This is a genomic window from Micromonospora sp. NPDC005252, assembly GCF_042872475.1.
In the GTDB taxonomy this organism is placed as follows: Bacteria; Actinomycetota; Actinomycetes; order Mycobacteriales; family Micromonosporaceae; genus Micromonospora.
Genome location: NZ_JBIAKN010000003.1, coordinates 369,464 through 393,582, shown reverse-complemented (window position 1 = coordinate 393,582; position 24,119 = coordinate 369,464). Strand labels below are relative to the sequence as shown.

Below are 24,119 nucleotides of genomic sequence, written 5' to 3'. Positions count from 1 at the left end.
ACTCGCTTCCACTACCGTCGGGGCGTCCGCCTGCCCCGACCCCCGGGAGCGAACAGATGCAAGCCCGCGCCGCCCTGGCGTCCGTCCTCGCCGTGGTGCTGGTCTTGTCCGGTTGCGTTCAGCCAGACAGCACCGTCCACGCCGCCGGCGGGTCGCAGCCCGTCGAGTCGACCACCCCGACCGCCCCGCCCACACCGACGCCCACCCCGTCGCCGAGCCCCACCCACACCAAACCACCGAAGCCGCCCCTGCGACCGCTGCCGGCGAAGCTCCCGGCCGGGCTGCGGCGCACCACCGGCGTACGCCCCGTGGCGTTGACCTTCGACGACGGGCCCAGCCCGGCCTGGACCCCGAAGGTGCTCGACCAACTGCGGTCGGCCCACGTGACGGCCACCTTCTGCGTCGTCGGCCTCGAAGCCCAGCGGCACCCGGAGCTGATCCGGCGGATCGTCCGGGAGGGGCATCAGCTCTGCAACCACAGTTGGCGGCACGACCTCGACCTCGCCCGCCGACCGGTGGCAGAGATCAGGGCCGACCTGGTCCGCACCAACAAGGCCATCCAGGCAGCCTCCCCGGGCACACCGGTGTCCTTCTACCGGCAACCCGGTGGTCGGTGGACACCGGAGGTTCTGGCCGTGGCGAAAGAGCTCGGCATGCGCCCGCTGCACTGGGCCGTCGACCCGCAGGACTGGGACAAGCCGACCGCCGCCACGATCGCCAAGCGGGTCCACAACGCGGCACGTCCCGGTTCCATCGTGCTGCTGCACGACGGGGGCGGAAACCGGGCCGCGACGCTCGCCGCCTGCCCGCACCTGATCGCCGACCTGAAGCACCGCTTCGGCATCACCCGCCTCCGCTAGATTGGATCTGACCTGCGGTTATGCGGTGCACGACGGCTCCACCGATACCGGTTTTGTCGACCAGCCAGGCATCACGTATGCTTTCCAAGCCTCCGGCGGGGCCGGATGGGAGCAAGTCCGCTTGAAGTTGCGAATGTGCAATGATGGCGGGGCCGCCCTCATCGTCTAGCGGCCCAGGACGCCGCCCTTTCAAGGCGGTAGCACGGGTTCGAATCCCGTTGGGGGCACGACCGGCGCAAGCCGGAGCAACACAAGCTAGGTCCTGTGGAGCAGTTGGAGTGCTCGCCGCCCTGTCAAGGCGGAGGTCGCGGGTTCAAGTCCCGTCAGGACCGCAGCGCTGACGCCGCGCCTCGCGCGGCGTTCTGCGTATCGGAGCAGGTGACCCTGCCAGCGGTTCATCCGGTTGGCGGGTAGCATGAGCCGAGCAACACGGCCAGGTAGCTCAGTTGGTACGAGCGTCCGACTGAAAATCGGAAGGTCGGCGGTTCGACCCCGCCCCTGGCCACATAGCCTTTCGCCGGGCTACAGGAGCGCCGACCAGCGGAAACGCGGTCGGCGTTCTGCTTTTCCGCCGCAGCCCGCCCGGCCTTTCCCCGTGATCGCCCGGCCTGGCCCATGATCGCCCCCGCCCGGCCTGTGATCGCCCGGCCTGGCCCGTGATCGCCCCGCCTGCCCCTTGATCGCCCGGCCTGCCCCTTGATCGACTCGCTTTCGGCGATATCGGGGTATCGCAGCGACCGGGATACCGCGATATCGCCGAACCCGAGTCGATCAACCGCGTCGGCCGCGCTGGGCGCTGGTCACTGATCGCGGCGGCCCTGTTGACGGTGCTGGGCCATCCCGCCCTGGATCGCCTCCCACACACTGCGCCCGGCCTGCCGCAGGGTCTCTCCCGCCTGCTCGGCGAGTTGCGCCGCGCTCTGAGCTGCGGCATGCGCCTGACTCGAAACACCACCGCCACCCTGGCCACCACCGGCCTGCCCGCCGCCGCCCTGACCACCACCACGCTGGCCACCGCCTCCCTGACCGCCGGCGCCCTGACCACCACCGGCCTGCCCGCCGCTGCCCTGGCCACCACCACCCTGACCAACGCCACCCTGACCATCGCCGCCCTGACCAACGCCACCCTGACCATCGCCGCCCTGGCCGCCAGCGGCTTGCCCGGCGGGTTTGCCACCACCGCCACCCTGGCCGCCCTGATTCCCGCCGCCGGAGGCCCGCGACTCACCAGGACCGGGGGTTGGCGAGCCACCCGGCTGACCGGCGGGCTTCCCGGTCGACGAAGCAGCCGGAGCGGATCTGTCTCCCCCCGCACCACCCCCCGGTTGCTGCCGGTCCTGGCCCTCGGGCGGCCGCTGCCCCTCAAACCCCTGCCCCGCGGAGGTCGGGTGCGCCTGCGCGGAGGCCCGGTCCACCGGCCACCGGCCCTGCAACCGAGACTCCGGCCGCTGACCTTCCGCCGGGCGCGACTCCGCTCGCTGAGCTTCCGCCGGCCGGGACTCCGCCGCTCGCGACTCCGCCGGCCGGGACTCCGTTGGGTGAGGCTCCGCCGGGCGGGCGGGTCGTGCTCGCGTCTGGTCGCCGAGCGCGCCGGGCACACCCGCCTGTCGGGCCAGCTCGTCGCGTACGCCGGAGTGCTGCGCCTGCGCGGTGACCTGGGCGGCGCCGGCGGCCAACTGCTGGGTGCTGCGGTTGACGTCGTCGAGCGCGCCGCTGCCCGCCCGGGCCAGGGATTCGATGACCTGCGGGTTGTTGTCGATCGTGTCGAGTGCCCGGCCCAGGAGTGTCACCAGCTGCTCCAGGCGTACCCGTAGCTGCGCCTCGGCGTGCACCCCGTCGATGTCCAGCTCGACGCCGTTCAGGTGGACCCGTACGCCGGCGTCGAGCTGGAGCAGGTTGGCCAACCGGGCGCGCAGCGAGATGTCGGCGTCCAGCCCGTCCACGACCAGCCGGATCGAGTCGACCGACACATTCGGGATGTCGAGCAGGACGTCCGGGTCCCCGGCGTCGACGTCCCGGTCCGGATTCCGCTGCTGCGCGTTCTCGCTCATGCTCTCCCGCTCCCGTACGCCGCCCCGGTCGTCCGAGCCGTTCGGCGCGGTTACCCGCTTTCCGGCGGGGCATCCCGTGCGTGACGGCTCGGCAACCCACTGTCTGGAACCGGGCACCGCGCGAAGCTGCACACCGAGGCATCAGCCGGTATGGTCCGGGCCTATGGGACAGGGGATGACTGATCCGGCCGACATCCGGCAGGACCTGGAGCGGTTCTCCTTACGGTGCAGCCTCCTCGTCCCGGGTTCCGCAGAGCGGGCGTTCGCGGTCTTCACCGATGAGCTGACCGACTGGTGGGTCACCGAGTACACGTGGTCCGGTCCGGAGGCCCTCGCCGAGCTGGGCATGGAGCCACGGGCCGGCGGCATGCTCTACGAGATCGGCCCGTACGGCTTCCGCGCCGACTGGGGACGGGTGCTCACCTGGGATCCGCCCCGGCGGCTGGTCTTCGCCTGGCAGCTCGGTCCGGACCGGGTGCCGGTGCCGGACCCGGCGAAGGCGAGCGAGGTCGAGGTGCTGTTCCTCCCCGACGGTCCGGAACGGACCCGGGTCGAGCTGGAGCACCGACACTTCGACCGGCACGGCGAAGCGGCCGAGGGGTACCGCAAGGCGTTGACGGCGGGCTGGCACGAGTTGCTCACCCGCTACCTCGCCACCGTGTCACGCGGCCAACAAGCCGCCTGAGCAGTCAGCGGTCGAGTTGTCGACCAGCCCGGCTGCTGTCCAGGTCCCGGCCGCCCAGGTGTGCGCGGTTTCCGGCCTCCGCCCCGGAGCCGAAGCCCGTGCCGCCGAGCCGGCGTGCCGGTGCGGTCCGCAGTCGCGGGTACTCCTCGGTGAGCCGCCGTTGCACCCGGTCGGAGCGGTCGGCCAGCACCAGCGCCACCGACGGGCCACCCGACTCGCCGGCCGCTGCCGTCTCGGCCGCCCAGAGCCGGCCCCCGATCACCTCCGCGAAGCCGGCGAGCCAGGACCGCCGGAAGGCGGCCGGATGGTCGTCCGCGGGCACCGCCGTGGCGGCCAGGCCGTGTGCGGCCTGCACGAGCAGTGAGGTGAAGAGCAGGTCCACCCGTTCCAGGTCGCTGGCGAAGCCGAACAGGTGCACCGCGAACCCGTTGCCATGCCGGCGACGGACGCAGCGGCAGCGCAGCGGCTCCGCGACCGCGGCGAGCAGGCCCACCTTGTCCCGGGCGTACGGGGCGACGATGTCGAGCACCCGGTCGCCGACCGGGTCGGTGGTCGGGTCCCGGACGGCGAGCAACGCCCTGTCGACGCCGTAGCGGGCGATCAACTCGGTCGCCTTGGCGGTGAAGGCCGCCGACTCGGCGGGTGTGCAGGCCGGGTCCTCGGCCTGGGCGAGCAGCTTGCGCACCTTGCTGAGCATGGCCTCGGACATGCCCCCAGAGCTATCACACACGGCGGACGATCTGGGACCACGATCGCATTGATCGATCAGTATCATCGTCACGATCAGCTCGACCATCCAATACGGACGGTCAATTAACTGTTTCCGGAGGCACGCATGTCATCCCCGACCGCCCGCCTGCTCGCCGTCGCCACGGCCGCCGCCCTGCTCGCTACCGGCGCACCCGCCCAGGCCGCTCAGGCCGCCGCACCGGCCGCCCCCGCCGACGTCACCTCGGGGCCGAACCTCTTCGCCCCGCTCGCCACCTGTTACGGCGGGGCGGTTCGCTCGTTCTTCCAGACCGGCGGCTACGGCGGCCAGGCCGGCCCGTACCGCACCACAACCCGGTGCCGCGACATCAACGTGCGCAACGCCAGCGCGTACGGCACCGACGCCTGCGTGATCTTCATCGACAAGACCGGCAACTGCAACTACTGGACCTACCTGCCGGCCAACTCCGGCTGGGTCACCGTGGCGACCGACGTCCGGGACGGGGTCAACTTCCGGGTCCGCTTCGAGAACGTCCGCTACGAGTACGAGCCACTGGTCGCGTACCACGCCTTCTGAGCGGCCCGTGCGGGCGCGGCACCCGACGGGAGCCGCGCCCCGGGAGGCGTGGTCAGCCGGCGCGGCTGCGCAGGGTGGCGACCGTCGAGCCGGCGAGCGTGAGCAGACAGTCGGAGAGCAGCCCGTCGGCCGCGGCCGCACCGAACAGGGCCTCCCCGGTCGGCACGTCCCGGTTGGCGTACGCGCTCACGAACCGGGCCACCCAGCGGGTGTCGTAGTCCGCCTGCTCGATGCCCGGGAAGTCCAGCGCGCATCCGGTGCTCGGCGCAGCGTCACCGACCATCGTCGCCGCCAGGCACCAGGCGACCCCGTACGCGCCGGGCAGGCCGGCCCGGTCGACGACGGCGTCGAACGCACCTGTCACCGCTTCCCCATCGCCGGCCAGCGCCGAGCGGAGCACGGCGGTCGCGTCGTCGAACGTCTGCTGTGGTAGGTCCGTCACCCAGCGCACAGTAGGACGGAGGGTCAAGGCCCGCCATTTCCGTCACTCTGCGTGTTCGACGCGAGCGACCTGCGCATTTCGCCACCTCCACGGTCCCGCCGCCGGCCCGGGCACGCTAATGTGCGCAGCGGACCTTCGCCGGAGGAAGGACGACCATGCTCGTATCACGCCGCTCGCGGGTAGCCACACTGGCCGCCTGCGCGACGATCCTGCTCGCCACAAGCGCTTGCGGGGATGACAAGGCCGAGGAGGGAAGCGCCCAACAGGTGCGCCTCTACGGCACGGACGGCAACATGCTCAACTCCTACCCAGCGGAGTTGAAGGATCGCGCCGATCTCGTCGACGGGATGAAGGGGACCACGCCGCTCACCCCGCTGCCCGACGACTTCAAGAGTCGGCTACGGTCCGTCAATCCGGCGCTGACGGACTACCTCTACGCCGCCGAGACGTACGACGCTGTCGTGATCGGTGTGCTCGCCGCCCAACTGGCCGGCAGCACCGACCCGGCCGCCATCGCCAAGCAGATCGTCGGCGTGACCAACAACGGTCAGCGCTGCGAGGACCCGGCCAGTTGTCTCACGCTGGCCCGGGCCGGGCAGGACATCGAGTACCGCAGCGTCTCGCTGACCCGCGCGGGCTTCACCGACAAGGGTGAGCCGGCCACCGCGAGCTACGCCACGCTGACCTTCGACGGCCAGCAGATCAACGACGGCAAGACCGAGTTCGTCGGCGCGGGCGCCGAGTCGGCGGCGAGCACCAAGACCCCGCCGAAGGCGAAGAAGGCGCGCCCCGGTGACGCCGACGACCAGCAGCCGCTGATCGTGGGGGGCCTGCTGCCGAAGACCGGCGACCTGGCGATCGCCTACCCGCCGATGGCGGCCGGCGCGGCGCTGGCGATCCGGGAGATCAACGCCGCGGGCGGCGCGCTGGGCAAGCCGGTGACGTGGAAGGACGGCGACGACGGCACCAGCACGACGGTGGCCAAGGCGACCGTCGCCAAGCATGTGGCCGACGGGGTCAGCATCATCATCGGCGCCGGTGCCTCGGGCATCTCCCGAGAGGTGCTGCCGGACGTCGTCCGGGCCGGCAAGATTCTCTTCTCGCCGTCCAACACCGACTCCAGCCTGACCGACGTCGAGGACAAGGGCCTCTACTTCCGCACCGCCCCGCCGGACAGCCTGCAGGGTCGGGCGCTGGCCGACGTGATCCTCCGCGACGGGTCGCAGAAGATCGTCATCGTCGCCCGCAAGGATTCCTACGGTGAGGGCCTCCAGGCCACCGTCCGTGACGAGCTGGAGAAGGCCGGCATCGCCGGCGACCGACTCAAGCTGCTCACGTACGACCCGCCGGCCGACGCCTCGGCGGCGCCGGTGGACTTCACCGGTGGCGCGAAGGAGATCAAGGAATTCGGCGCGGACGCCGTCCTCATCATCGGCTTCGGTGAGTCGGCCCAGGTGATCCGGGCCCTCGCCGACACCGGGGTGCAGATCCGGCACTGAGCACCACCGCGGACCGCGACGGCCGCACCGGCTTCGGAGCCGGTGCGGCCGTCCTTCGTTTCCGCCTCAGCGGGCTCGGCGGCGCTCCAGGAACTCGGTCATGCGGCGGTGCTTCTCCTCGTCCTCGAAGAGCACCGCCTGGCTGACCAGGTCGAGCTGCGGATGTGCGGCGGCGGGCGCGTCCACCGCCAGCTTGGTGAGGCGCAACGCCAGCGGGGAGCCCTGCGCCATCTCGTCGAGCAGCCCGTGCGCCACCGTCAGCAGGTCGCCGGGCTCGTCCACCACCCGGTTCACCAGACCGATGCGCAGCGCCTCGGCGGCGTCCACCCGCCGGCCGGTGAACAGCAGTTCCTTGGCCCGGCCCTCGCCGATGAGGGCGGGCAGCCGGTGGGTCGCGCCCGCGCCGGCCAGAATGCCCAACCGCACCTCCGGCTGGCCGAAGACCGCCCGCGCCGTGCACACCCGCAGATCGCAGGCGTACGCCAGCTCCGCGCCACCGCCCAACGCCGGGCCGTCGACGGCGGCCACGCTCGGCATCGGCAGCGCCCTGATCCGGGCGAAGGCCGCCGAGTTGATCGCGGCCAGCGCGTCCGTGCGGCCTCGTTCGCGGAGCTGACCGATGTCGGCGCCGCCGGCGAAGACGCCCTCCGCGCCACCAGTCAACAGCAGCAGTCGGGGGTGCGCCTCCAGCTCGGCGCAGACCTGGTGCAGCTCGGCGATCAGGTCGGCGTCGATGGCGTTGCGCTTCTCCGGCCGGGCCAGCGTCACCACGAGCCGATCCGGCCGCTCCTCGATCCGCAGACCGCTCACCGTGCCCACCCTCCGTTCACCACCGCGCTCACCGCTTGACCCCGCCGTCCCAGTGGTAGAAGCCGTGCCCGGACTTCTTGCCCAGCCGGCCGGCGGCCACCATCTCCACCAGCAGCTCCGGCGGCGCGAAGCGGTCCCCGTACGCGGCCTGGAGGGTGCGGGCGATGTCCAGCCGCACGTCCAGGCCGACCAGGTCGGTGAGTTCCAACGGCCCGATCGGGTGTCGGTAGCCCAGCACCATCGCCTTGTCGATGTCGGCCGGGCTGGCCACCCCGTCGGCGACCATCCGGATCGCCTCCAGCCCCAGGGTGACCCCGAGCCGGGAGGTGGCGAAGCCGGGCAGGTCGCGTACGACGACGGGGTCCTTGCCGAGCCGGCCGGCGAGCGCGACGGCCGCCGCGGTGGTCTCCTCGGCGGTAGCCGGGCCGACCACGATCTCCAGCAGCGCCATCGCCCAGACCGGGTTGAAGAAGTGCAGGCCGAGGAAGCGCTCGGGCGCGTCCAGGCCCGCGGCCAACTCGCCGATGGCGATGCTCGACGTGTTGCTCGCGAGCAGGGCCGGGCTCAGGGCGGCGGCGTCCCGCAGCACCGTCCGCTTGAGGTCGAGCCGCTCCGGCACCGCCTCCACGAGCACCCCGGGAGCGGGGGCGACCTCGGCGAGGCTCGGGCGCAGCGTCACTCGCTCCCGGTTCGCGGCGGCCTCGTCGGCGGTCAGCTTGCCGCGCTGCACCGCCCGCTCCCACAGGTCGGCGAGCCGGGTCAGCGCGGTCGCGCCCCGGGCCGGGTCCACCTCGACCAGCTCGACGGCGTGCCCGGCTCCGGCCGCCACGTACGCGATGCCGAGCCCCATCGTGCCCGCACCGACGACCACGAAACGATCGTTCATCACGCCTCCCTGTCCGCCCCGGTGGCGCGCGGGGTCCCCGCCACGCCGGCCCGGGTGCTCGGCCCGCTCCGCTCGCTCATGGTGCGACCCTAAACAGCACGACGAACCCGCCCAGGCTTGGGGGAGCGCGCGATCGGGTACGTACGGCCTGTCAACCCAAAGGGAAGGACCGCATCGAGATGAGCCAGGCACCGGAGAGCGTCACCACCGGGGAGAGCACCAACTCCGAGACCGTGGAGACCCGGGGCGACGAGCGGGTCGACCTGCTGCGCGCCGACACCAACAACGACGGCAAGACCGACGTGTGGGTGGTGGACACCGACGGCGACGGCAAGGCCGACCTGTTCCAGTTCGACACCGACGGTGACGGCAAGGTGGACATCACCATGGTCGACATCGACGAGGACGGCACCCCCGACGAGGTGGTCGACGGCGATGGCGGCCTCCCGCCCGAGCAGCTGCCCCCGACCGTCCAGGTCTGATCTGCCGAAAAAGGGGGGCCCTCCGACGAGGGTCCCCCTTTCCGGTCAGCCGGCGAGGCGCAGGGTGGCCAGGTAGTAGGGGGCGTCGCGGTCGTCCACATCGGTCAGCTGCCAGTCGCTGCCGTGCACCAGCTCGGCGAACTCGTCCGGCGAGCAGACCAGATAGTCGAACCACTCGGTGCCCAGTTCCCGGTAGCGCAGCCGTAGTCGCAGCTGGCCACCGAGCCGGCCCCGGCGGCGGTTGCGCTCGTGATAGCCGGTGTGCAGCGGGTCGCGGGTGCCGTACGGGTTGGTGCCGTGCGCGATGATCTGCGCCCCCGGTCGGGCCAGCGCGGCGAGCGCGGCCAGGAACACTGGCGCCCGCTCCCGCCCCTCGAACAGCCCGAGGTTGTTGCCGAGCAGCAGGAACGTGTCGTACCGCTGCCCGTCGGCGACGTGCGTGTCCACCGTGCCGTGCACCAGCCGCCGTACGCCGCGACGCCCGCTGACCGCGAGCGCGCCCGCCGACGTGTCCAGCCCGGCGACCGGCACGCCACGCTCCTGGAGCAGCAGCGCGATCCGGCCGGCCCCGGTGCCGACGTCCAGCGTCTCGCCCCGGGCCCGGTCGACGGCCCGGTGGTCGTACGGCTGCCAGTCGGCTGGCCCGTCGAGGTAGTGCGCGGCCGGAGCGCCGTTGATCAGCCCGTCGTCCCGTTCGATGATCTCGATGACCGGCCGGGGCAGCCGCCCGCCGACCATGGGCCGGGGCCCGACCCCGGTGGCCACGGCGAGCGCGTCCCGCAGCAGTTCGCCGACCACGTCACCGATTAGAGGTTCCCCCGTCACGGGGTTCACGCTATCCGGCCACTGATTGGCCCGCGGCGGCCGTATCCTGGCGGCGTGACCACGCTGGACCGGCTGTCGGCCGAGAAATATCTTCTGCTCACGACCTTCCGCAAGGACGGTCGGGCGGTGCCGACCCCGGTCTGGGCGGTCCGCGACGGAGACGCGTTGGCCGTCTGGACCCGGGCCGACTCGGGGAAGGTGAAGCGGATCCGCCACAACGGCGAGGTGACCGTGGCCCCGTGTGACGTCCGGGGCCGGCCGCACGGGGCGGAGGTGCCCGCCCACGCGACCCTCTATGGTGGCCGCGACACGGGCCGGGTGCGCGACCTGCTCAAGCACAAGTACCGGCTGATCGGCCGCCTCAGCCTGCTCGGCAGCCGGCTGCGCCGCGGCGAGGGCGGCACGGTCGGCATCCGGGTCACGCTGACCGAGGGGCAGCGCTGAGGGCGGGCACGACAAAGGGCGGCGGATCGAGATCCACCGCCCTTTGTCGGAAAAACTCGTACCGGCTCAGTCGCCCTGCCGCTGCTGCGGGATCTGACCCTGCAGCAGCGCCCTGACCTCCGACTCGCGGTATCGACGGTGGCCACCCAGGGTGCGGATGGCACTGAGCTTGCCCGCCTTCGCCCACCGGGTCACCGTCTTCGGGTCGACACGGAACATCGACGCCACCTCGGCCGGTGTGAGTAGCGGCTCTGGTTCGTGCGTTCGCGATGCCATCGGTCACTCCTCCACATGTATAGACATCGGCCGGGGTCCCGCCGGCCGACGCGTCTCCCATGGTCCGGCTAGTCCCCGATGTCCGACATGGGCCGAACGGATGAAGGTCCCTAGACGGACGGATGAACCATGCCCGATTTTTACGACTTTTACACAGCAGAAACTACCTTATTCGGACTCATGATCACGGTTCGTGATGCGTCAACTACGAGCGCACCTCGCCTTGGGAGCGCTTCTGGGGTGAAATGCCCTAGTTGCACCGCTCCAGCAGCTGCACGGCACGCCACCGGGCCACCAACTTGTCGTACGCGGCGGACGCCTCCTCGGCCTCGCCGCGCGACAGCCCGGCAAGGCCACCGGCGACCAGCTCCGGCGAGTCGTCCGCGGCGAGGGTCTCGTCGGAGAGCAGGGCGACCAGGCCGCCGTAGTCCAGCTCCACCACCGAGCGCGGGTGGAACTCCTCCAGCCAGCGGGCCGCCTCCTCCACCGCCTCGGTGATCGGCGCCTCGCCCACCGACTTACGCAGCACCGACAGCGCCCGCGACGATCGGCGACGAGCCTTGGAGATCTCCGTCCGGTAGCGCAGCGCCCGCCGGCCCGGTTCGGTGACCAGGTCCCGTTCCGCCGGGTCGAAGAGCACGAACCACCGCAGCGGCACGCCCCAGGTGGCGATCTGCTCGTGCACCCGGGGCACACCGTGCTCCAGCACCCGGGCGCCGCTGCGCCAGTCGTCGACGACCGCCCTGGCCTGCCCGGCGAGCACCGGCGGCACGAACGCGTCGGCGAGCACCGAGGGCACCCCGTCCCGGGCGTTGAGCGCCGCCTCGGCGACCCGGATGCGCAGGTTCCAGGGGCAGACCAGCAGGCCGTCGTCCGTCTCCAGGACGTACGCCTCCTCGGGCAGGTCGGGCAGCCGGGTCCAGCCCGCGCCCAGCGCCTCGATCACCGCCGTCCGCTGGCGGCCGGGGCCCTCGACCGGGGCGACCGCCCGCCCTTCCGAGACGTAGCGGCGCCAGTAGCTCTGCCGGTCCCGGTCGAAGGCGGTCAGCGGCTCGTACACGCGCAGGTAAGAAGCGAAGAGCGACGGCACCGCGCGATCCTCCCACGAACCGCACCCGTACGGGCCCAGCGGCCGGACCACGCGCGCCGCAACGTGAGATGACGCCGGCACGTCGGGCGGCCGCTCGGCGGCCGATACTAGGCTCGACCGCACCGGCAGCATCCCCGCCGGGGTCCACCAGGTCCGCGTCCCACAAGGAACGCACACCACCGTAGGAGCCAGTCATGGGCGTATTCGCGAGCACCGACGACCCGGTATCGACCGGTCACGAACAGGTCGTCTTCTGCCAGGACAAACAGAGCGGCCTGAAGGCGATCATCGGGATCTACTCCACCGCGCTGGGGCCCGCGCTCGGCGGCACCCGCTTCTACCCCTACGACAGCGAGGACGACGCGCTCGCCGACGTGCTCGACCTGTCCCGCGGGATGGCGTACAAGAATGCTCTCGCCGGGCTGGACCTGGGCGGCGGCAAGGCCGTCATCTGGGGCGACCCGGAGCAGATCAAGAGCGAGGCGCTGCTGCGCGCGTACGGCCGCTTCGTGGAGTCGCTGGCCGGCCGCTACTACACCGCCTGCGACGTCGGCACCTACGTCGCCGACATGGACATCATCGCCCGCGAGACCCGGTACGTGACCGGCCGCAGCGTCGAGCACGGCGGCGCCGGCGACTCCTCGATCCTGACCGCGTGGGGTGTCTTCCAGGGGATGCGGGCCGCCGCCGAGCACGTCTGGGGCACGCCGAGCCTGCGTGGCCGGCGCGTCGGCGTGGCGGGCCTCGGCAAGGTCGGCAAGTACCTGACCGGGCACCTGCTGGAGGACGGCGCGGAGGTGGTCGCCACCGACGTCAACCCGAAGGCCCTGGCCTGGGTGCGCGCGAACCACCCGCAGGTCACCCTGGTGGACGACGCCACCGCGCTGGTCGCGGCGGACATCGACGTGTACGCCCCGTGCGCGCTGGGCGGCGCGCTGAACGACGACACGGTGCCGGCGCTGCGCGCGAAGGTGGTGACCGGGGCGGCGAACAACCAGCTCGCGCACCCGGGCATCGAGAAGCTGCTGGCCGACCGGGGCATCCTCTACACCCCGGACTACGTGGTCAACGCCGGCGGCGTGATCCAGGTGGCCGACGAGATCGAGGGCTTCAACTTCGAGCGGGCGAAGCTGCGGGCCACCCGGATCTACGACACCACCCGCGAGATCCTGCACCTGGCGGACGCCGAGGGCGTGCCGCCGGCGGTCGCCGCGGACCGGTTGGCCGAGCGGCGGATGGCCGAGGTCGGTCGGCTGCGCACGATCTACCTGCGCTGACCCCTGCCGGAGGCGGAGGCGGATCGACCGAGATCCGCCTCCGGGCCTCCCGCGCCGGTCCGACTCGGTAAGCTGAGGCCGGGTCAAGTTTGGCGTGTTTTGTCCGGTGTCACGGGTGCTCTTCGTTCCGCTCCTTACCAGGTACACTGGGTGACGGCCGGATCGCCGCGACGCGCAGAGCCGGCCGACGGTAACCCGAGGTGCCGAACGATGGCATCCCCATGTACCGTAAGAGCCACGAGAGATGCCTGACGTCATCGGGGCCCGCCTTCGGGCTGCCCCGCATTCTGTGCGAGGGGGTCGAGCCATGGGGCGCGGCCGTGCTAAGGCCAAGCAGACGAAGGTGGCCCGGGAGTTGAAGTACCACTCCCCGAACACCGACCTCACCGCCTTGCAGCGCGAACTGGCGGGTGCTGGTAAGTCTGAGCACCACTTCGACGACGACTCGAAAGAGTTCGTCGACGACGATGATGAGAATCACGCGGACGACGACCCGGATCCCTGGGTCCGACCGACCCGCTGACCTCTCGACGCAGCTGAGCACGCGGTGACCCCCGCGTGCTCACGCATGTGCCCATCGGGAGCGAGACCGGTGCCGATCATCAGGGGCCTGCCCTGGCCGGAGGTCACTCCGACCGGCCGACAGGCCCCTGATCACGGTCGGCCTCAGCGCGGGCGGTTGTTCCAGTTGTAGAAGGTCGGGATGTTCTCGAAGTGGTTCCAGGCGCAGACCGCGCTGACGCCGTCTCCGCCCGACACCTCCGCCCGCAGCCGCCGCGCGTCCTCGGCTTCCTGAAGCAGCGCGACGAGCCCGGGGGCGGCCTCCCGCACCCGCTTGGTCACTCCGTCCGGGGCGTCGTCCGCTTCGCGCTCAGGCCGCCGGTGACTGGTGGTCTCGGGCATGCTCCAACACTCCCTCCAATAGGCGGATCTTGCTGTTGCGGCAGTGCTCGGTCTCCGTACCGTCAAAACGCCCCAGCTCGAAGTAACGGTTGGCGGCATGACCGCCGCCGCAGAAGCCGAAGTACGGGCAGGACGCCCGGCACGCCTCCACGCCCCCCAGGAACTCGCCCACCCAGGGCGTCGACGCCGCGTCCGTCAGGATCCGGGCCAACGGAGTGGCCAGCACGTTCCCGCTGCTGAAGTCGCCGTAGTGCGGATCGGTGAACCCGGCCAGCTCCGGGGAGAGCACGGTCACCGAGCCGTCGTGCCCGATGGTCGGGATCGGGTCCAACCGACGGGGCAACACGCCGTCCGCCGCGCCGTCGAGCACCGCCGCCGCGTACCGCAGCGACCACTCGACCTCGCGAAGGTGGATCCGGGGCTCCTTGCGCCAGGCCGACACCAACTCGGCCCAGAACGCCGTCACCGCCGCCGCGTCATGGCTGTTGTCGCGGGTGTTGACGCCCTCGGTCTCCTCGATGTTGATGCCCAGCACGTCGCAGCCCAGCCCGAGGAAGTAGTCGTACAACTCGGCGGCGAGCCCCGGCGCCGGCCGGGACACCACGGCCAGCGCGGAGAAGGGCAGCCCGTGTCGGCGCAGCGCCGCCACACCGCGCAGGATCCGGTCGTACGCCGGCTGACCGCCACGGTTGACCCGGTCGCCATTGCGTTCGGCGGGCCCGTCCACGCTCACACTCACCCGCACCTCGTGCCGGGCGAAGAACGCGCACCACTCGTCGTCGATCAGCGTGGCGTTCGTCTGCACGTGGTGCTCGACCTCGGGCCCGAAGGGCGCGATCAGGTCGGCCAGGTGCTCCCGACCGGCGGCCAGCGGCTCGCCGCCGTGCCACACGACGGAAAAGCGACCGGCCGCCGCCCACGGGTTGACCGCCGCTGCCACCGCCTCGGCCACCGGCACCGACATCCGCCGGTCAGCGGCCCGAAACGGCAGGTAGCAGTACGCACAGTCGAGGTTGCAGAGGGTCGTCGGCTGCATGACGACGTACGACGGGACCGCGGCCAGACCGCGCATCCCGCTGAACGACAGTTCCCCCGCAGCCATCACCCTCCTCCGCCCAGCCTGAGCCCTTCAGGCTAGGCGGCACTGGCCACTCGGGTGAAGCCCTGATCAGGTGCCCGTACGATCACCGGAGCGTGATCATCCGCGAGTGTGCTGACCGACCATCTGCACGTTGCCGGTGCCCTCGATGATCTCGCCAGCCTGCCACGCCTCGACCCCACGGCCGGTCAGGGTGGCCAGCGCACGGTCGGCGTCCTCGGCCGAGACGATCGCGAACATGCCGACACCCATGTTGAAGGTCGACTCCATGTCGTGGTCGTCGATCCGGCCCTTCGACTGGATCAGGTCGAAGATCGGCTGCGGCTTCCAGGTGGACCGGTTGACCACCGCGTCGACGTGCTCCGGCAGCACCCGGACCAGGTTGCCGGGGATGCCGCCGCCGGTGATGTGGGACAGCGCCCGCACGTCGGCCTCGGCGATCAGCTTGAGGCAGTCCTTGGCGTAGATCTTGGTCGGGGTAAGCAGCTCCTCACCCAGGGTCCGCTGCCGACCGAAATCGTCGATCACGATGTCCAGACGCATCCGGGCCGCGCCCAGCAGCACGTGCCGGACCAGGGAGTAGCCGTTGGAGTGCAGGCCGGAGGAGCGCATCGCGATCACCACGTCGCCCACCTCGACCCGCTCGGGGCTGAGGATGTCGGCTTCCTCGACCACGCCCACGCCGGTGGCGGAGATGTCGTACTCGTCCGGGCGCAGCACACCGGGGTGCTCAGCGGTCTCCCCGCCCAGCAGCGCGCAGCCCGCGTACCGGCAGCCGTCGGCGATGCCCGCGCCGATCTCGGCCACCTTGTCCGGAACGACCTCGCCGGTGGCGATGTAGTCGAGCAGGAACAGCGGCTCGGCGCCACAGGCCACCAGGTCGTCGACGACCATCGCGACCAGGTCGATGCCGACCGTGTCGTGGATGTCCATCTGCTGGGCGATCACCAGCTTGGTGCCCACACCGTCGGTCGAGGACGCCAGGATCGGGCTCTTGTACTTCTTCGTGTCCAGCCGGAACAGGCCGGCGAAGCCGCCGAGGTCACCCAGCACCTCGGGGCGACGGGTCTGGCGCACCTTCGACTTGAGCAGCTCCACCGCGCGGTCACCCGCGTCGATGGAGACCCCGGCGTCGGCGTACGAGACCGAGCGTTTACGGGCCTGACGGCCAGCACCGCCCGTCCACGGCTGGTGGTCGCCGCCAGCGCCGGTCGGGCTGCTTCCTGCGCCGCTGCGCTCGGACACGTGCGTCACGGTTCTCCCCTTTGTGGTTCTCGGTGCCGCGCCGGCGGTGGCCGGGCCGCGCCGGTTGGTGCTACGGGCGGTTTGCGGTCACGCCACCCGGAGTGGCGACGAGCGGGCCGAAGCTGTCCGGGGCTTCCGGCGTCGCGTTGGCGACCCGGCGGCCCACCCCTTCGAGGACGTGCTTGCCGATCAGGTTGCCGGCCGGCAGCTCGATCGGGTACTCCCCATCGAAACACGCCCGACACAGCCGGGTCTTCGGCTGCTCGGTCGCGGCGATCAGGCCAGGAAGCGAGACGTAACCCAGCGTGTCGGCGCCGATGGAACGCCGGATGCCGTCGTTGTCCAACCCGTTGGCCAGCAGCTCCGCCCGAGTGGCGAAGTCGATGCCGTAGAAGCACGGCCAGCTGACCGGCGGGGAGGAGATCCGGACGTGCACCTCCAGCGCCCCCGCCTCGCGCAGCATCCGCACGATGGCCCGCTGCGTGTTGCCGCGCACGATCGAGTCGTCCACGACCACCAGCCGCTTGCCGCGGACGTTCTGCCGCAGGGGGTTGAGCTTGAGCCGGATGCCCAGCTGGCGCAGGGTCTGCGACGGCTGGATGAAGGTGCGGCCCACGTACGGGTTCTTCATCAGGCCCGCGCCGTAGGTGATGCCGGACGCCTCCGCGTAACCGATCGCGGCCGGCGTGCCGGACTCGGGCACCGGGATGACCAGATCGGCCTCCACCGGGTGCTCCTTGGCCAGCTGACGACCGATCTGCACCCGCGCCGCGTGCACGTTGCGCCCGGCGATGGTGGCGTCCGGGCGGGCGATGTAGACGTACTCGAAGAGGCAGCCCTTCGGCTCCGGCGACGCGAACCGGGTGGAGCGCAGCCCCTCCTCGTCGATCGCGATCAGCTCACCGGGCTCGACCTCGCGCACCACGCTGGCGCCGACGATGTCCAGCGCGGCGGTCTCGCTCGCCACCACCCAGCCACGCTCCAGCCGGCCGAGCACCAGCGGGCGCACGCCGTGCGGGTCGCGGGCCGCGTACAGCGTCGACTCGTCCATGAAGACGAAGCTGAACGCCCCGCGCAGCTGCGGCAGCACCTCGAGCGCGGCCGCCTCGACGGACAGGTCCGGATGGCTGGCCAGCAGCATGGTCACCAGCGAGGTGTCGTTGGTCGAGCCGTCCGCGACCAGGCCGCGCTCGGCGACCTCCTTCTCCAGCTCGGCGGTGTTGACCAGGTTGCCGTTGTGGGCCAGCGCGATGGTCGTGCCGGAACTTGTCGACCGGATGGTCGGCTGGGCGTTCTCCCAGTTGGAGGCGCCGGTCGTGGAGTAGCGGGCGTGGCCGATCGCCAGGTGGCCGCGCAGGCTGGCCAGGGTGGGCTCGTCGAAGACCTGGGCCACCAGGCCGAGATCCTTGTAGACCACCACGCCCGAGCCATCGCTCACCGCGATGCCTGCGGCCTCCTGGCCACGGTGCTGCAGGGCGTAGAGGCCGAAGTAGGTCAGATTGGCGACCTCTTCACCGGGGGCCCAGACACCGAAGACGCCGCAGGCGTCCTGGGGGCCGGGTCGTTGGGGGTCAAGGTCGTGGCTCAGCCGGCCGTCGCCTCGGGGCACTACCGCTCCCTCATGCTGGTCTGGACCGGCCTGGCGGGGATCACGGTGCGGATCCACACTCCTCGGCCGGGACCACTGTCGTCGCCTGACAGTGTACGCGAGTCGCCGTCGATACAGATAGTCACGATTTCCCTGCCGAGAGTCACGATCACTCGGACATCCGCGCAGCTAGAGGGGCAGGTACGCCGAGAGGTCCGCCCGGATGCCACTCACCTGAACGCGACCATCGGTGACCGCTTCGGCCCACGCGATCCGGCCGGTGGCCAGCCCCAACCAGGTCTGCGGGGACATCTCGACCACGTTCGGCGGGTTTCCCCTGGTGTGTCGAGGACCGGGAACGCACTGGATCGCACCGTATGGTGGGACGCGCACCTCCACCGATCGGCCGGGGGCGCGCTCCGCGAGGACGGCCAACAAGGACCGGACCGCCTCCCGGAGTACCGGCCGTTCGGGCGTACGCCCCTCGTCAAGCGCCGACAAAGCCGCCGCCACGGCGGCGGACTTACTGTGCGGAGAGGACACGACGGGACGATACGACGCACAGGTGAAGCACTCGACGCTGGCCCTGGGTCGCGCCGATCCAGTCAGACAAGGCATAGTGGCCGACGGCGTATTCGTACCGTGATGATCCCCGGCCCGGCGCCCCGCCGGTCAAGGGAAGTCAGCCCGGAAGGCGGTGGACGTGTCAACACACCGACGTGCCTGGAAGCAGCGGGCCGGTGTGGTCGTAGCGCTGGTTGCCGGCGCTCTGCTCGCCGTCCCCGCCACACCAGCGATGGCCGCGCCCAAGGTCACAAACGTCTCAGCCTCCCCAGGCACCGTTCAAGCGGGCGGCGAGACGACAGTGAGTTACACGCTCAGCTTCGACGACCCGGTCGTTCCCACCGATGTCACTGTCAGCTCCGACAATCCCAAGCTTCAGTGCATTGAGGGTTGCTCGCAGGGCAACGTGACCGAGGCCAAGACCTACACGGCCAAGTTCAGGTTGGCGGACGACGCTTCGAACGGGTCTGCCCGCATCACCGTCAAGGCCAGTGCTGGGCTCGGGAACGGACAGGGTTCGACCACGGTCAACCTCACGGCCAAGGCTGCACCGCCGCCGACGCCGCAGCAGACGCAGACCGTGAAGTCGGTGTCCGGCAAGGTGGTCAAGAAGGCCGACAACACCGCGGTGCCGAATGCCTTCGTCGTCCTGCAGGACAGCGCCGGTCACCGCTACGACGCCCTGAGCGACGGCAGCGGCAACTTCCGCTTCACCGGAAGCACCTCCGCTCCGATCGCTCCCGGGCGTATCGACCTCGGCGCGTCCTCCGACAACATCAAGGCGTTCAAGAACTTCACCGCGAGTGCCGGGCAGTCCATCACCGGCCAGCGGATCAGCCTGGAGATCAAGGTCGAGGTGACGCCCAGCGCCACGCCGTCCGCCACCGCCGAGGCCCTCCCCACCGAGGAGGCGACCGAGGAGGATGGCGAGGAGCAGCCGTCCGAGGCGGCCAGCCCGGGCGCCCCGGCGAACGCCGCCAACGAGGACGACGGCGGCGGCTTCGGGTCGTACCTGATCATCCTGCTCGGCGGCCTGCTGGTCGCGGCCGGCGTCGGCACGATCGTGCTGCTCTGGATGAAGCGCCGCGAGAACGGCGACGACGATGACGAGCCGGCGACCGCTGGCGCGGCTGGCGCCGTGCCTGCGGCCCGGGGCGCCTTCCACGGGACTGACGACCAGACCCGGGTGGTCAACCGCGCCGGTGGCGGTCCCGACCCGACCATGGTCGGCGGCGCGGCGCTGAGCGAGGCGCCGACGATGATGCACCGCCCGGTGGTCGACGACGTCCCGCCGGACCCGTACGGAGCGCCAGCGCAGCCCTACGGCGCGGCGGGCCAGCAGGGCTGGGGTGGCACCGGCTACGGCGACGAGCCCGCTCCGGGCGGCTACGGCGCCGGTGGCTACGGCAACGCGCCGTCCTCGGGCGGCGGCTACGGCACGGCGGCAACGCCGGAGGGCGGCTACGGCGCCGGCCCGGCGGGGGACCCCTACGGTGCCGCACCCGGCTCGGGCGCGGGCTACGGCGGCGCTGCCGCCCCGGGTGGCGGCTACGGCAGCCGTGACTACACCGCCCCGGCCGGTGGCGCGGGCTACCCGCCCGCTCCCGCCGGTGGGGCGGGCTACGGCGAGCGTTTCGACGAGCCGACCGGCCGCTACACCGGTGACAGCACCCAGTACCCGGCTCCGGCCGACCCGTACGCCACCGGCGTCTACCAGCCGGAGCAGGATCCGGGCTACGGCCAGCCCGATCCGACGGCCCCGTACGGCGGCGGTCGCGCGGCGGAGCCGGCTGGCGGCTACGGCCAGCAGACCAGCGCGTACGACCAGGGCGGTTACGGCCAGCAGCAGGGCGGCGGGTACGACCAGGGCGGCTACGGCCAGGAGGCCCCGCAGCAACGCGGCGCCTACGACGACCGGGGCTACGACCAGGCCGGCTACGGCCAGCAGCAGGGCGGCGGGTACGACCAGGGCGGCTACGGCAAGGAAGCCCCGCAGCAACGCGGCGCCTACGACGACCGGGGCTACGACCAGGCCGGCTACGGCCAACAGCAGGGTGGCCGGGCCCGGCCGGACGGGCCGCCGCCCACCGAGCGGGGCGGCCGACGCCTCGACTGGCTGGACGACTGACCAGCACCACGGCACCGCAGCACGGCAGAACGGCCGCCCGGATCTCCGGGCGGCCGTTCCGTTGCGGGCGCTGGTCGCCCGGTCCTCCAGCGTGATCAACTCGTCTTCCAGGAAGGCGGGCTGTCCGCGTTACCTCGACACACCGACTTCCCGGAAACCGAGTTGATCACGCCCGGCACCGGACGGGCGCGGGCGCGGCGGGACGCGGATGTGGGCGCGGCGCGAGCGGGCCGGCGACCCGCGACGGTCAGGCGGCGGAGAACACGCCCTGGCGGAGAACCGGTACGACGTCCGACACGCCCACCCGGACCGCGACGTCGACGTCGGCGCCGAAGCCGCCCTCGGTCAACTCCCGACCGGACACGCTGCCGCGCACCGCGGCGGGCACGTCCGGAGTGCTGGCCAGCGCGGCGAGCGCCATGGCCGCCTCCACGGAGAGGCCACCCGGCACACCGGACAGGGCGTCCAGCACGCTCGCCGCGCCGAGCTGGTCCTCGACCGACGGTCGTAGCGACCCGTCCGGCCACCGCTCACCCGAGGCGACGACGCCGATGGGGGCGTCCGTCGTGCCGTACCCCTGGCGGCGCAGCCAACGCCCGACGGCGCGGGCGTTGCGCAGGCACGCCGCGACCACCGGCAGCCCGGTGGCGCTGGCGGCCGCGCTGATCGCGGAGCCGTTCGGTGAGGGCAGCACCAGGTCCGCCACGACGGGCGCGGCGCTCAACGCGGCGGGTGAGAGCGACCACGGATGGTCGGCTGTCACCCGGCGACGGCCCACCGCCGCGACCGCGCCGACCCGCACCGCGTACTCGGCGGCCTGCTCGCCCCACGGGAACGGGTGCACCCGCATGCCCCGGGCGACCGCCACCTCGACGGCGGTGGTGAACGAGAGGACGTCCACCACCACCAGCGCCGCGCAGACGCGGCCGAGTTCGGCCGCCCCGGTCAGGCCCCAGTCGAAGCGGGCACCCGACCCGGGCTGGCCGTAGACGGCCGCCGTCAACGCCTCAGCGCTCGTCAGGCGACGGCTCGGCGGCACCGGGGTCAGACTCGGACGATTCGCCCGGCTGCTCCGACCCGACCGGGTCGACAGCTCCGGTCTGCGGGGACGGACCGGCCGAGGCGATCGGCTCGGAGAGCACCTCCGACGCGTCCACCGGCTCGGCCGGGGCACCCGGCAGCGGCACGGCCTCGACCGCGCCCGCCACGCCGGCGGCCGGCGCGGGCACGTCGACGGCCGCAGCGCCGCCGAAGAGGCGCGGCAGGGTCTCGGTGTGCGCGGCGCGCAGCTCGTCCAGACCGATCCGGAACTGGCCGTGCACCTCCAGCGCACCGCCGGTCGGGTCGGTGACGCCGATCAGCTCGAACGGCACCCCCCGCTCGGCGCAGAGCGCCGCGAACGCCTTGTCGTGGCCACGCGGCACCGACACCAGCGCCCGCGTGGCGGACTCGCTGAACAGGTAGACGAACGGCATCGAACCGTCGGCGAACTGCTCGGGCACGGCGATCCGTGCGCCGACGCCACGCCGCAGGCAGGACTCGACCAGGCTCTGGGCGAGGCCACCGTCGGACAGGTCGTGCGCCGAACTGAGGTGACCCACCCGGGCCGCCTCGGCCAGCAGGTCGGCCAGCGCCTTCTCGCGAAGCAGGTCGACCTGCGGCGGGATGCCGCCGAGGTGCTCGTGCGTCACCCAGGCCCACTCCGAGCCGGACAGCTCCACATTCGTCTCGCCGAGCAGGTAGAGCTGGTCGTGGTCGCCGCCGGGACGCGGGACGAAGCCCATCGGCACCCGGTCGGCCACGTTGTCCAGCACACCCAGCACACCGACCACCGGGGTCGGGTGGATGGCCGCCGCGCCGGTCTGGTTGTAGAAGCTGACGTTGCCACCGGTGACCGGGATGCCCAGCTCCAGGCAGCCGTCCGCCAGGCCGCGCACGGCCTCGGCGAACTGCCACATCACGCCCGGGTCCTCCGGGGAGCCGAAGTTGAGGCAGTTGGTGACGGCGATCGGCTTCGCGCCGGTCACCGCCACATTCCGGTACGCCTCGGCCAGGGCCAGCTTGGTGCCGTTGTACGGGTCGAGCCGGGCGTACCGGCCGTTGCCGTCGACCGACAGCGCCACGCCGAGCCCGGTCCGCTCGTCGATCCGGATCACGCCGCCGTCCTCCGGCTGCGCGAGCACTGTGTTGCCCAGCACGTAGCGGTCGTACTGCTCGGTGACCCAGGTCTTGTCGGCCAGGTTCGGCGACGCGATCATGCGCAGCACGGTCTCCCGCAGCGCCTCCGGGTCGGCCGGGCGGGGCAGCGTCTCGGCCCGGTCGGCCTGGAGCAGGATCAGGTCGGCCGGCTCCCGCATCGGTCGGGCATACACCGGGCCGTCGTCGACAAGCGAACCCGGCGGCACGTCGACGACCAGGTGGTCCTGCCAGGTGATCAGCAGTCGACCCGGGCGGCCGTCCGGCTCCGGGGCGGTGACCTCGCCGATCGCGGTGCCGAGGACGCCCCACTTCTCACAGGTCTTGAGCACCGCGTCGAGCTTGTCCGGCTCGACGACCAGCAGCATCCGCTCCTGCGACTCGCTGGCCAGGATCTCGTGCGGGTCCATCGAGGGCTCCCGCAGCGGCACCCGCTCCAGCCAGACCCGCATGCCGGTGCCGGCAGCAGCGGCAGTCTCGGTGAGCGCGCAGGTCAGGCCGGCGCCACCGAGGTCCTGGATACCGACGACCAGCTGACCGTCGTACAGCTCCAGGCACGCCTCGATCAGCAGCTTCTCGGTGAACGGGTCGCCGACCTGCACGGCCGGGCGACGGGCCTCGCTGCCCTCGTCGAAGGTGGCGCTGGCCAGCACCGACACGCCGCCGATGCCGTCCCGGCCGGTCTTGGCACCCATCAGCACCACGACGTTGCCGGGGCCCGCGGCGGCCTTGTTCTGCAGCCGGTCGACCGGCAGTACGCCCAGGCAAAGCGCGTTGAGCAGCGGGTTGCCCTGGTAGGACGGGTCGAAGACCAGCTCGCCGCCGATGTTGGGCAGGCCGAGGCAGTTGCCGTAGCCACCCACGCCGGCGACCACGCCGGTGAGCACCCGAGCGGTGTCCGGGTGGTCCGCGGCACCGAAGCGCAGCGGATCCATGACCGCGATCGGGCGGGCACCCATGGCGAGGATGTCCCGGACGATGCCGCCGACGCCGGTCGCCGCGCCCTGGTACGGCTCGACGAAGCTCGGGTGGTTGTGCGACTCGACCTTGAAGGTCACCGCCAGCTCGTCGGAGACCTGCACCACGCCAGCGTTCTCGCCGATGCCGGCGAGCAGCCGGTCGCTGTGCGGGGCCTTCTCACCGAACTGGCGCAGGTGCACCTTGCTCGACTTGTAGGAGCAGTGCTCGCTCCACATGATCGAGTACATCGCCAGCTCGGACTGCGTGGGTCGACGGCCGAGGATCTGCCGGATCCGGTCGTACTCGTCGTCGCGCAGACCCAGCTCGGTGTACGGCTGCAACTCGCCCGGCGTGCCACCGGCGCGCGGCACGGTGTCCACGCCGTCGGTCCAGTCGGCGGTCGCCGGCTGGGACGGAGCGGCGGGCTGCGCCAGCGGCTCGGTCGGCTGCGCCGGGGCGGAGTACGCCTCCGGAGTGTCCCGTACCGGGTCCGGATGGGTGGTCATGACCTCTCCTCGCTGCGC

At 71.9% G+C, this 24,119-nt stretch carries 24 protein-coding genes and 3 tRNA genes; 12 read left to right on the top strand and 15 right to left on the bottom strand.

Features of this window, described 5'->3' with window-relative positions; translation table 11 throughout:
- Nucleotides 1-56 precede the first annotated feature (56 nt).
- The 4 genes from ACFYPH_RS11440 to ACFYPH_RS11425 all read left to right on the top strand — a co-directional run bounded on the left by ACFYPH_RS11440 (nucleotide 57) and on the right by ACFYPH_RS11425 (nucleotide 1,365).
- The gene (locus tag ACFYPH_RS11440; RefSeq protein ID WP_355064658.1) at nucleotides 57-860 is read left to right on the top strand and encodes a polysaccharide deacetylase family protein; all 804 of its coding nucleotides are present in this window, start codon (nucleotides 57-59) and stop codon (nucleotides 858-860) included.
- Nucleotides 861-1,014: 154 nt separating this feature from the next.
- Nucleotides 1,015-1,087: transfer RNA gene (locus ACFYPH_RS11435), tRNA-Glu, on the top strand.
- A 31-nt stretch (nucleotides 1,088-1,118) separates the two neighbouring features.
- Nucleotides 1,119-1,192 (top strand) — tRNA-Asp (locus ACFYPH_RS11430).
- Nucleotides 1,193-1,291: 99 nt separating this feature from the next.
- A tRNA-Phe gene (locus tag ACFYPH_RS11425) sits at nucleotides 1,292-1,365 on the top strand.
- A gap of 295 nt (nucleotides 1,366-1,660) precedes the next feature.
- Here the strand turns inward: ACFYPH_RS11425 and ACFYPH_RS11420 are convergent.
- Nucleotides 1,661-2,911, bottom strand: a complete 1,251-nt coding sequence (locus ACFYPH_RS11420) for a hypothetical protein (RefSeq protein WP_387181024.1) — start codon at nucleotides 2,909-2,911, stop codon at nucleotides 1,661-1,663.
- A 163-nt stretch (nucleotides 2,912-3,074) separates the two neighbouring features.
- On the opposite strand from ACFYPH_RS11420, the gene ACFYPH_RS11415 reads away from it, so the two are divergent.
- The gene (locus ACFYPH_RS11415) at nucleotides 3,075-3,596 is read left to right on the top strand and encodes an SRPBCC family protein (protein WP_354853515.1); all 522 of its coding nucleotides are present in this window, start codon (nucleotides 3,075-3,077) and stop codon (nucleotides 3,594-3,596) included.
- A gap of 4 nt (nucleotides 3,597-3,600) precedes the next feature.
- On the opposite strand, the gene ACFYPH_RS11410 is transcribed toward ACFYPH_RS11415, so the two are convergent.
- Nucleotides 3,601-4,305, bottom strand: coding sequence for a DUF2786 domain-containing protein (locus tag ACFYPH_RS11410; protein ID WP_355134095.1), 705 nt, complete (start codon nucleotides 4,303-4,305; stop codon nucleotides 3,601-3,603).
- A 126-nt stretch (nucleotides 4,306-4,431) separates the two neighbouring features.
- Here ACFYPH_RS11410 and ACFYPH_RS11405 point away from each other — a divergent pair, with 126 nt between their 5' ends.
- Nucleotides 4,432-4,881, top strand: a complete 450-nt coding sequence (locus ACFYPH_RS11405; protein ID WP_355134093.1) for a hypothetical protein — start codon at nucleotides 4,432-4,434, stop codon at nucleotides 4,879-4,881.
- Nucleotides 4,882-4,933: 52 nt separating this feature from the next.
- Here ACFYPH_RS11405 and ACFYPH_RS11400 read toward each other — a convergent pair whose 3' ends face one another.
- Nucleotides 4,934-5,323 (bottom strand): hypothetical protein, encoded by a 390-nt coding sequence (locus tag ACFYPH_RS11400; RefSeq protein WP_354853507.1) that lies wholly within the window; start codon nucleotides 5,321-5,323, stop codon nucleotides 4,934-4,936.
- A gap of 155 nt (nucleotides 5,324-5,478) precedes the next feature.
- On the opposite strand from ACFYPH_RS11400, the gene ACFYPH_RS11395 reads away from it, so the two are divergent.
- Nucleotides 5,479-6,822 carry an ABC transporter substrate-binding protein gene (locus tag ACFYPH_RS11395; protein WP_355134091.1) on the top strand — a complete coding sequence of 448 codons (1,344 nt, stop codon included), beginning with the start codon at nucleotides 5,479-5,481 and terminating at the stop codon, nucleotides 6,820-6,822.
- A gap of 66 nt (nucleotides 6,823-6,888) precedes the next feature.
- On the opposite strand, the gene ACFYPH_RS11390 is transcribed toward ACFYPH_RS11395, so the two are convergent.
- Together ACFYPH_RS11390 and ACFYPH_RS11385 are read right to left on the bottom strand one after the other, a co-directional pair.
- The gene (locus ACFYPH_RS11390; RefSeq protein ID WP_355134089.1) at nucleotides 6,889-7,632 is read right to left on the bottom strand and encodes an enoyl-CoA hydratase/isomerase family protein; all 744 of its coding nucleotides are present in this window, start codon (nucleotides 7,630-7,632) and stop codon (nucleotides 6,889-6,891) included.
- 28 nt (nucleotides 7,633-7,660) lie between these two features.
- Nucleotides 7,661-8,518: a 3-hydroxyacyl-CoA dehydrogenase family protein gene (locus tag ACFYPH_RS11385; RefSeq protein WP_354853500.1), complete on the bottom strand. Its 858-nt coding sequence runs from the start codon at nucleotides 8,516-8,518 to the stop codon at nucleotides 7,661-7,663.
- Between the two features lie 179 nt (nucleotides 8,519-8,697).
- Here ACFYPH_RS11385 and ACFYPH_RS11380 point away from each other — a divergent pair, with 179 nt between their 5' ends.
- On the top strand, nucleotides 8,698-9,000 hold the full coding sequence (locus tag ACFYPH_RS11380) for a hypothetical protein (protein ID WP_354853497.1): 303 nt from the start codon (nucleotides 8,698-8,700) through the stop codon (nucleotides 8,998-9,000).
- A 45-nt stretch (nucleotides 9,001-9,045) separates the two neighbouring features.
- Here ACFYPH_RS11380 and ACFYPH_RS11375 read toward each other — a convergent pair whose 3' ends face one another.
- Complete coding sequence (locus tag ACFYPH_RS11375; protein WP_355134087.1) at nucleotides 9,046-9,825, bottom strand: methyltransferase domain-containing protein; 780 nt, start codon at nucleotides 9,823-9,825, stop codon at nucleotides 9,046-9,048.
- A gap of 54 nt (nucleotides 9,826-9,879) precedes the next feature.
- On the opposite strand from ACFYPH_RS11375, the gene ACFYPH_RS11370 reads away from it, so the two are divergent.
- Nucleotides 9,880-10,269 carry a PPOX class F420-dependent oxidoreductase gene (locus ACFYPH_RS11370; protein ID WP_234583170.1) on the top strand — a complete coding sequence of 130 codons (390 nt, stop codon included), beginning with the start codon at nucleotides 9,880-9,882 and terminating at the stop codon, nucleotides 10,267-10,269.
- Between the two features lie 66 nt (nucleotides 10,270-10,335).
- Here ACFYPH_RS11370 and ACFYPH_RS11365 read toward each other — a convergent pair whose 3' ends face one another.
- Nucleotides 10,336-10,545 carry a BldC family transcriptional regulator gene (locus tag ACFYPH_RS11365; protein ID WP_007073996.1) on the bottom strand — a complete coding sequence of 70 codons (210 nt, stop codon included), beginning with the start codon at nucleotides 10,543-10,545 and terminating at the stop codon, nucleotides 10,336-10,338.
- A gap of 250 nt (nucleotides 10,546-10,795) precedes the next feature.
- The gene (locus ACFYPH_RS11360; protein ID WP_234583169.1) at nucleotides 10,796-11,635 is read right to left on the bottom strand and encodes a hypothetical protein; all 840 of its coding nucleotides are present in this window, start codon (nucleotides 11,633-11,635) and stop codon (nucleotides 10,796-10,798) included.
- A 194-nt stretch (nucleotides 11,636-11,829) separates the two neighbouring features.
- On the opposite strand from ACFYPH_RS11360, the gene ACFYPH_RS11355 reads away from it, so the two are divergent.
- Together ACFYPH_RS11355 and ACFYPH_RS11350 are read left to right on the top strand one after the other, a co-directional pair.
- Nucleotides 11,830-12,912 (top strand): Glu/Leu/Phe/Val dehydrogenase, encoded by a 1,083-nt coding sequence (locus ACFYPH_RS11355; protein ID WP_387181017.1) that lies wholly within the window; start codon nucleotides 11,830-11,832, stop codon nucleotides 12,910-12,912.
- 307 nt (nucleotides 12,913-13,219) lie between these two features.
- Complete coding sequence (locus ACFYPH_RS11350) at nucleotides 13,220-13,435, top strand: DUF3073 domain-containing protein (RefSeq protein ID WP_007454329.1); 216 nt, start codon at nucleotides 13,220-13,222, stop codon at nucleotides 13,433-13,435.
- Nucleotides 13,436-13,578: 143 nt separating this feature from the next.
- On the opposite strand, the gene amcA is transcribed toward ACFYPH_RS11350, so the two are convergent.
- The 5 genes from amcA to ACFYPH_RS11325 all read right to left on the bottom strand — a co-directional run bounded on the left by amcA (nucleotide 13,579) and on the right by ACFYPH_RS11325 (nucleotide 18,260).
- Nucleotides 13,579-13,815: a multiple cyclophane-containing RiPP AmcA gene (amcA, locus tag ACFYPH_RS11345; protein ID WP_354853483.1), complete on the bottom strand. Its 237-nt coding sequence runs from the start codon at nucleotides 13,813-13,815 to the stop codon at nucleotides 13,579-13,581.
- Nucleotides 13,784-14,887: a cyclophane-forming radical SAM peptide maturase AmcB gene (gene amcB, locus ACFYPH_RS11340; RefSeq protein WP_354853903.1), complete on the bottom strand. Its 1,104-nt coding sequence runs from the start codon at nucleotides 14,885-14,887 to the stop codon at nucleotides 13,784-13,786. Before amcB ends, amcA begins: the two co-directional genes overlap by 32 nt.
- A 126-nt stretch (nucleotides 14,888-15,013) precedes the next feature.
- A complete protein-coding gene (purM, locus tag ACFYPH_RS11335) occupies nucleotides 15,014-16,168 on the bottom strand; it encodes a phosphoribosylformylglycinamidine cyclo-ligase (RefSeq protein ID WP_354853480.1) in 1,155 nt (384 codons plus the stop codon).
- Nucleotides 16,169-16,229: 61 nt separating this feature from the next.
- Nucleotides 16,230-17,768: an amidophosphoribosyltransferase gene (gene purF / locus ACFYPH_RS11330; protein ID WP_354853477.1), complete on the bottom strand. Its 1,539-nt coding sequence runs from the start codon at nucleotides 17,766-17,768 to the stop codon at nucleotides 16,230-16,232.
- 168 nt (nucleotides 17,769-17,936) lie between these two features.
- Nucleotides 17,937-18,260 carry a sterol carrier family protein gene (locus ACFYPH_RS11325; protein WP_354853900.1) on the bottom strand — a complete coding sequence of 108 codons (324 nt, stop codon included), beginning with the start codon at nucleotides 18,258-18,260 and terminating at the stop codon, nucleotides 17,937-17,939.
- 352 nt (nucleotides 18,261-18,612) lie between these two features.
- On the opposite strand from ACFYPH_RS11325, the gene ACFYPH_RS11320 reads away from it, so the two are divergent.
- Complete coding sequence (locus ACFYPH_RS11320) at nucleotides 18,613-20,439, top strand: carboxypeptidase-like regulatory domain-containing protein (RefSeq protein WP_355064648.1); 1,827 nt, start codon at nucleotides 18,613-18,615, stop codon at nucleotides 20,437-20,439.
- A gap of 247 nt (nucleotides 20,440-20,686) precedes the next feature.
- Here ACFYPH_RS11320 and ACFYPH_RS11315 read toward each other — a convergent pair whose 3' ends face one another.
- Complete coding sequence (locus ACFYPH_RS11315) at nucleotides 20,687-21,442, bottom strand: 2-phosphosulfolactate phosphatase (protein WP_354853897.1); 756 nt, start codon at nucleotides 21,440-21,442, stop codon at nucleotides 20,687-20,689.
- 4 nt (nucleotides 21,443-21,446) lie between these two features.
- Nucleotides 21,447-24,101 (bottom strand): phosphoribosylformylglycinamidine synthase subunit PurL, encoded by a 2,655-nt coding sequence (purL, locus tag ACFYPH_RS11310; RefSeq protein ID WP_355064646.1) that lies wholly within the window; start codon nucleotides 24,099-24,101, stop codon nucleotides 21,447-21,449.
- Nucleotides 24,102-24,119 lie beyond the last annotated feature (18 nt).

Excerpts from the sequence above, each read along its gene's own strand:
- ACFYPH_RS11380 (WP_354853497.1), top strand. The coding sequence starts at position 8,698 with ATGAGCCAGGCACCGGAGAGCGTCACCACCGGGGAGAGCACCAACTCC.
- ACFYPH_RS11395 (WP_355134091.1), top strand. The coding sequence starts at position 5,479 with ATGCTCGTATCACGCCGCTCGCGGGTAGCCACACTGGCCGCCTGCGCG.
- amcA (WP_354853483.1), bottom strand. The coding sequence starts at position 13,815 with ATGCCCGAGACCACCAGTCACCGGCGGCCTGAGCGCGAAGCGGACGAC.
- ACFYPH_RS11385 (WP_354853500.1), bottom strand. The coding sequence starts at position 8,518 with ATGAACGATCGTTTCGTGGTCGTCGGTGCGGGCACGATGGGGCTCGGC.
- ACFYPH_RS11440 (WP_355064658.1), top strand. The coding sequence starts at position 57 with ATGCAAGCCCGCGCCGCCCTGGCGTCCGTCCTCGCCGTGGTGCTGGTC.
- ACFYPH_RS11420 (WP_387181024.1), bottom strand. The coding sequence starts at position 2,911 with ATGAGCGAGAACGCGCAGCAGCGGAATCCGGACCGGGACGTCGACGCC.
- ACFYPH_RS11355 (WP_387181017.1), top strand. The coding sequence starts at position 11,830 with ATGGGCGTATTCGCGAGCACCGACGACCCGGTATCGACCGGTCACGAA.
- ACFYPH_RS11405 (WP_355134093.1), top strand. The coding sequence starts at position 4,432 with ATGTCATCCCCGACCGCCCGCCTGCTCGCCGTCGCCACGGCCGCCGCC.
- ACFYPH_RS11350 (WP_007454329.1), top strand. The coding sequence starts at position 13,220 with ATGGGGCGCGGCCGTGCTAAGGCCAAGCAGACGAAGGTGGCCCGGGAG.
- ACFYPH_RS11415 (WP_354853515.1), top strand. The coding sequence starts at position 3,075 with ATGGGACAGGGGATGACTGATCCGGCCGACATCCGGCAGGACCTGGAG.
- ACFYPH_RS11410 (WP_355134095.1), bottom strand. The coding sequence starts at position 4,305 with ATGTCCGAGGCCATGCTCAGCAAGGTGCGCAAGCTGCTCGCCCAGGCC.
- purL (WP_355064646.1), bottom strand. The coding sequence starts at position 24,101 with ATGACCACCCATCCGGACCCGGTACGGGACACTCCGGAGGCGTACTCC.
- amcB (WP_354853903.1), bottom strand. The coding sequence starts at position 14,887 with ATGCGCGGTCTGGCCGCGGTCCCGTCGTACGTCGTCATGCAGCCGACG.
- ACFYPH_RS11365 (WP_007073996.1), bottom strand. The coding sequence starts at position 10,545 with ATGGCATCGCGAACGCACGAACCAGAGCCGCTACTCACACCGGCCGAG.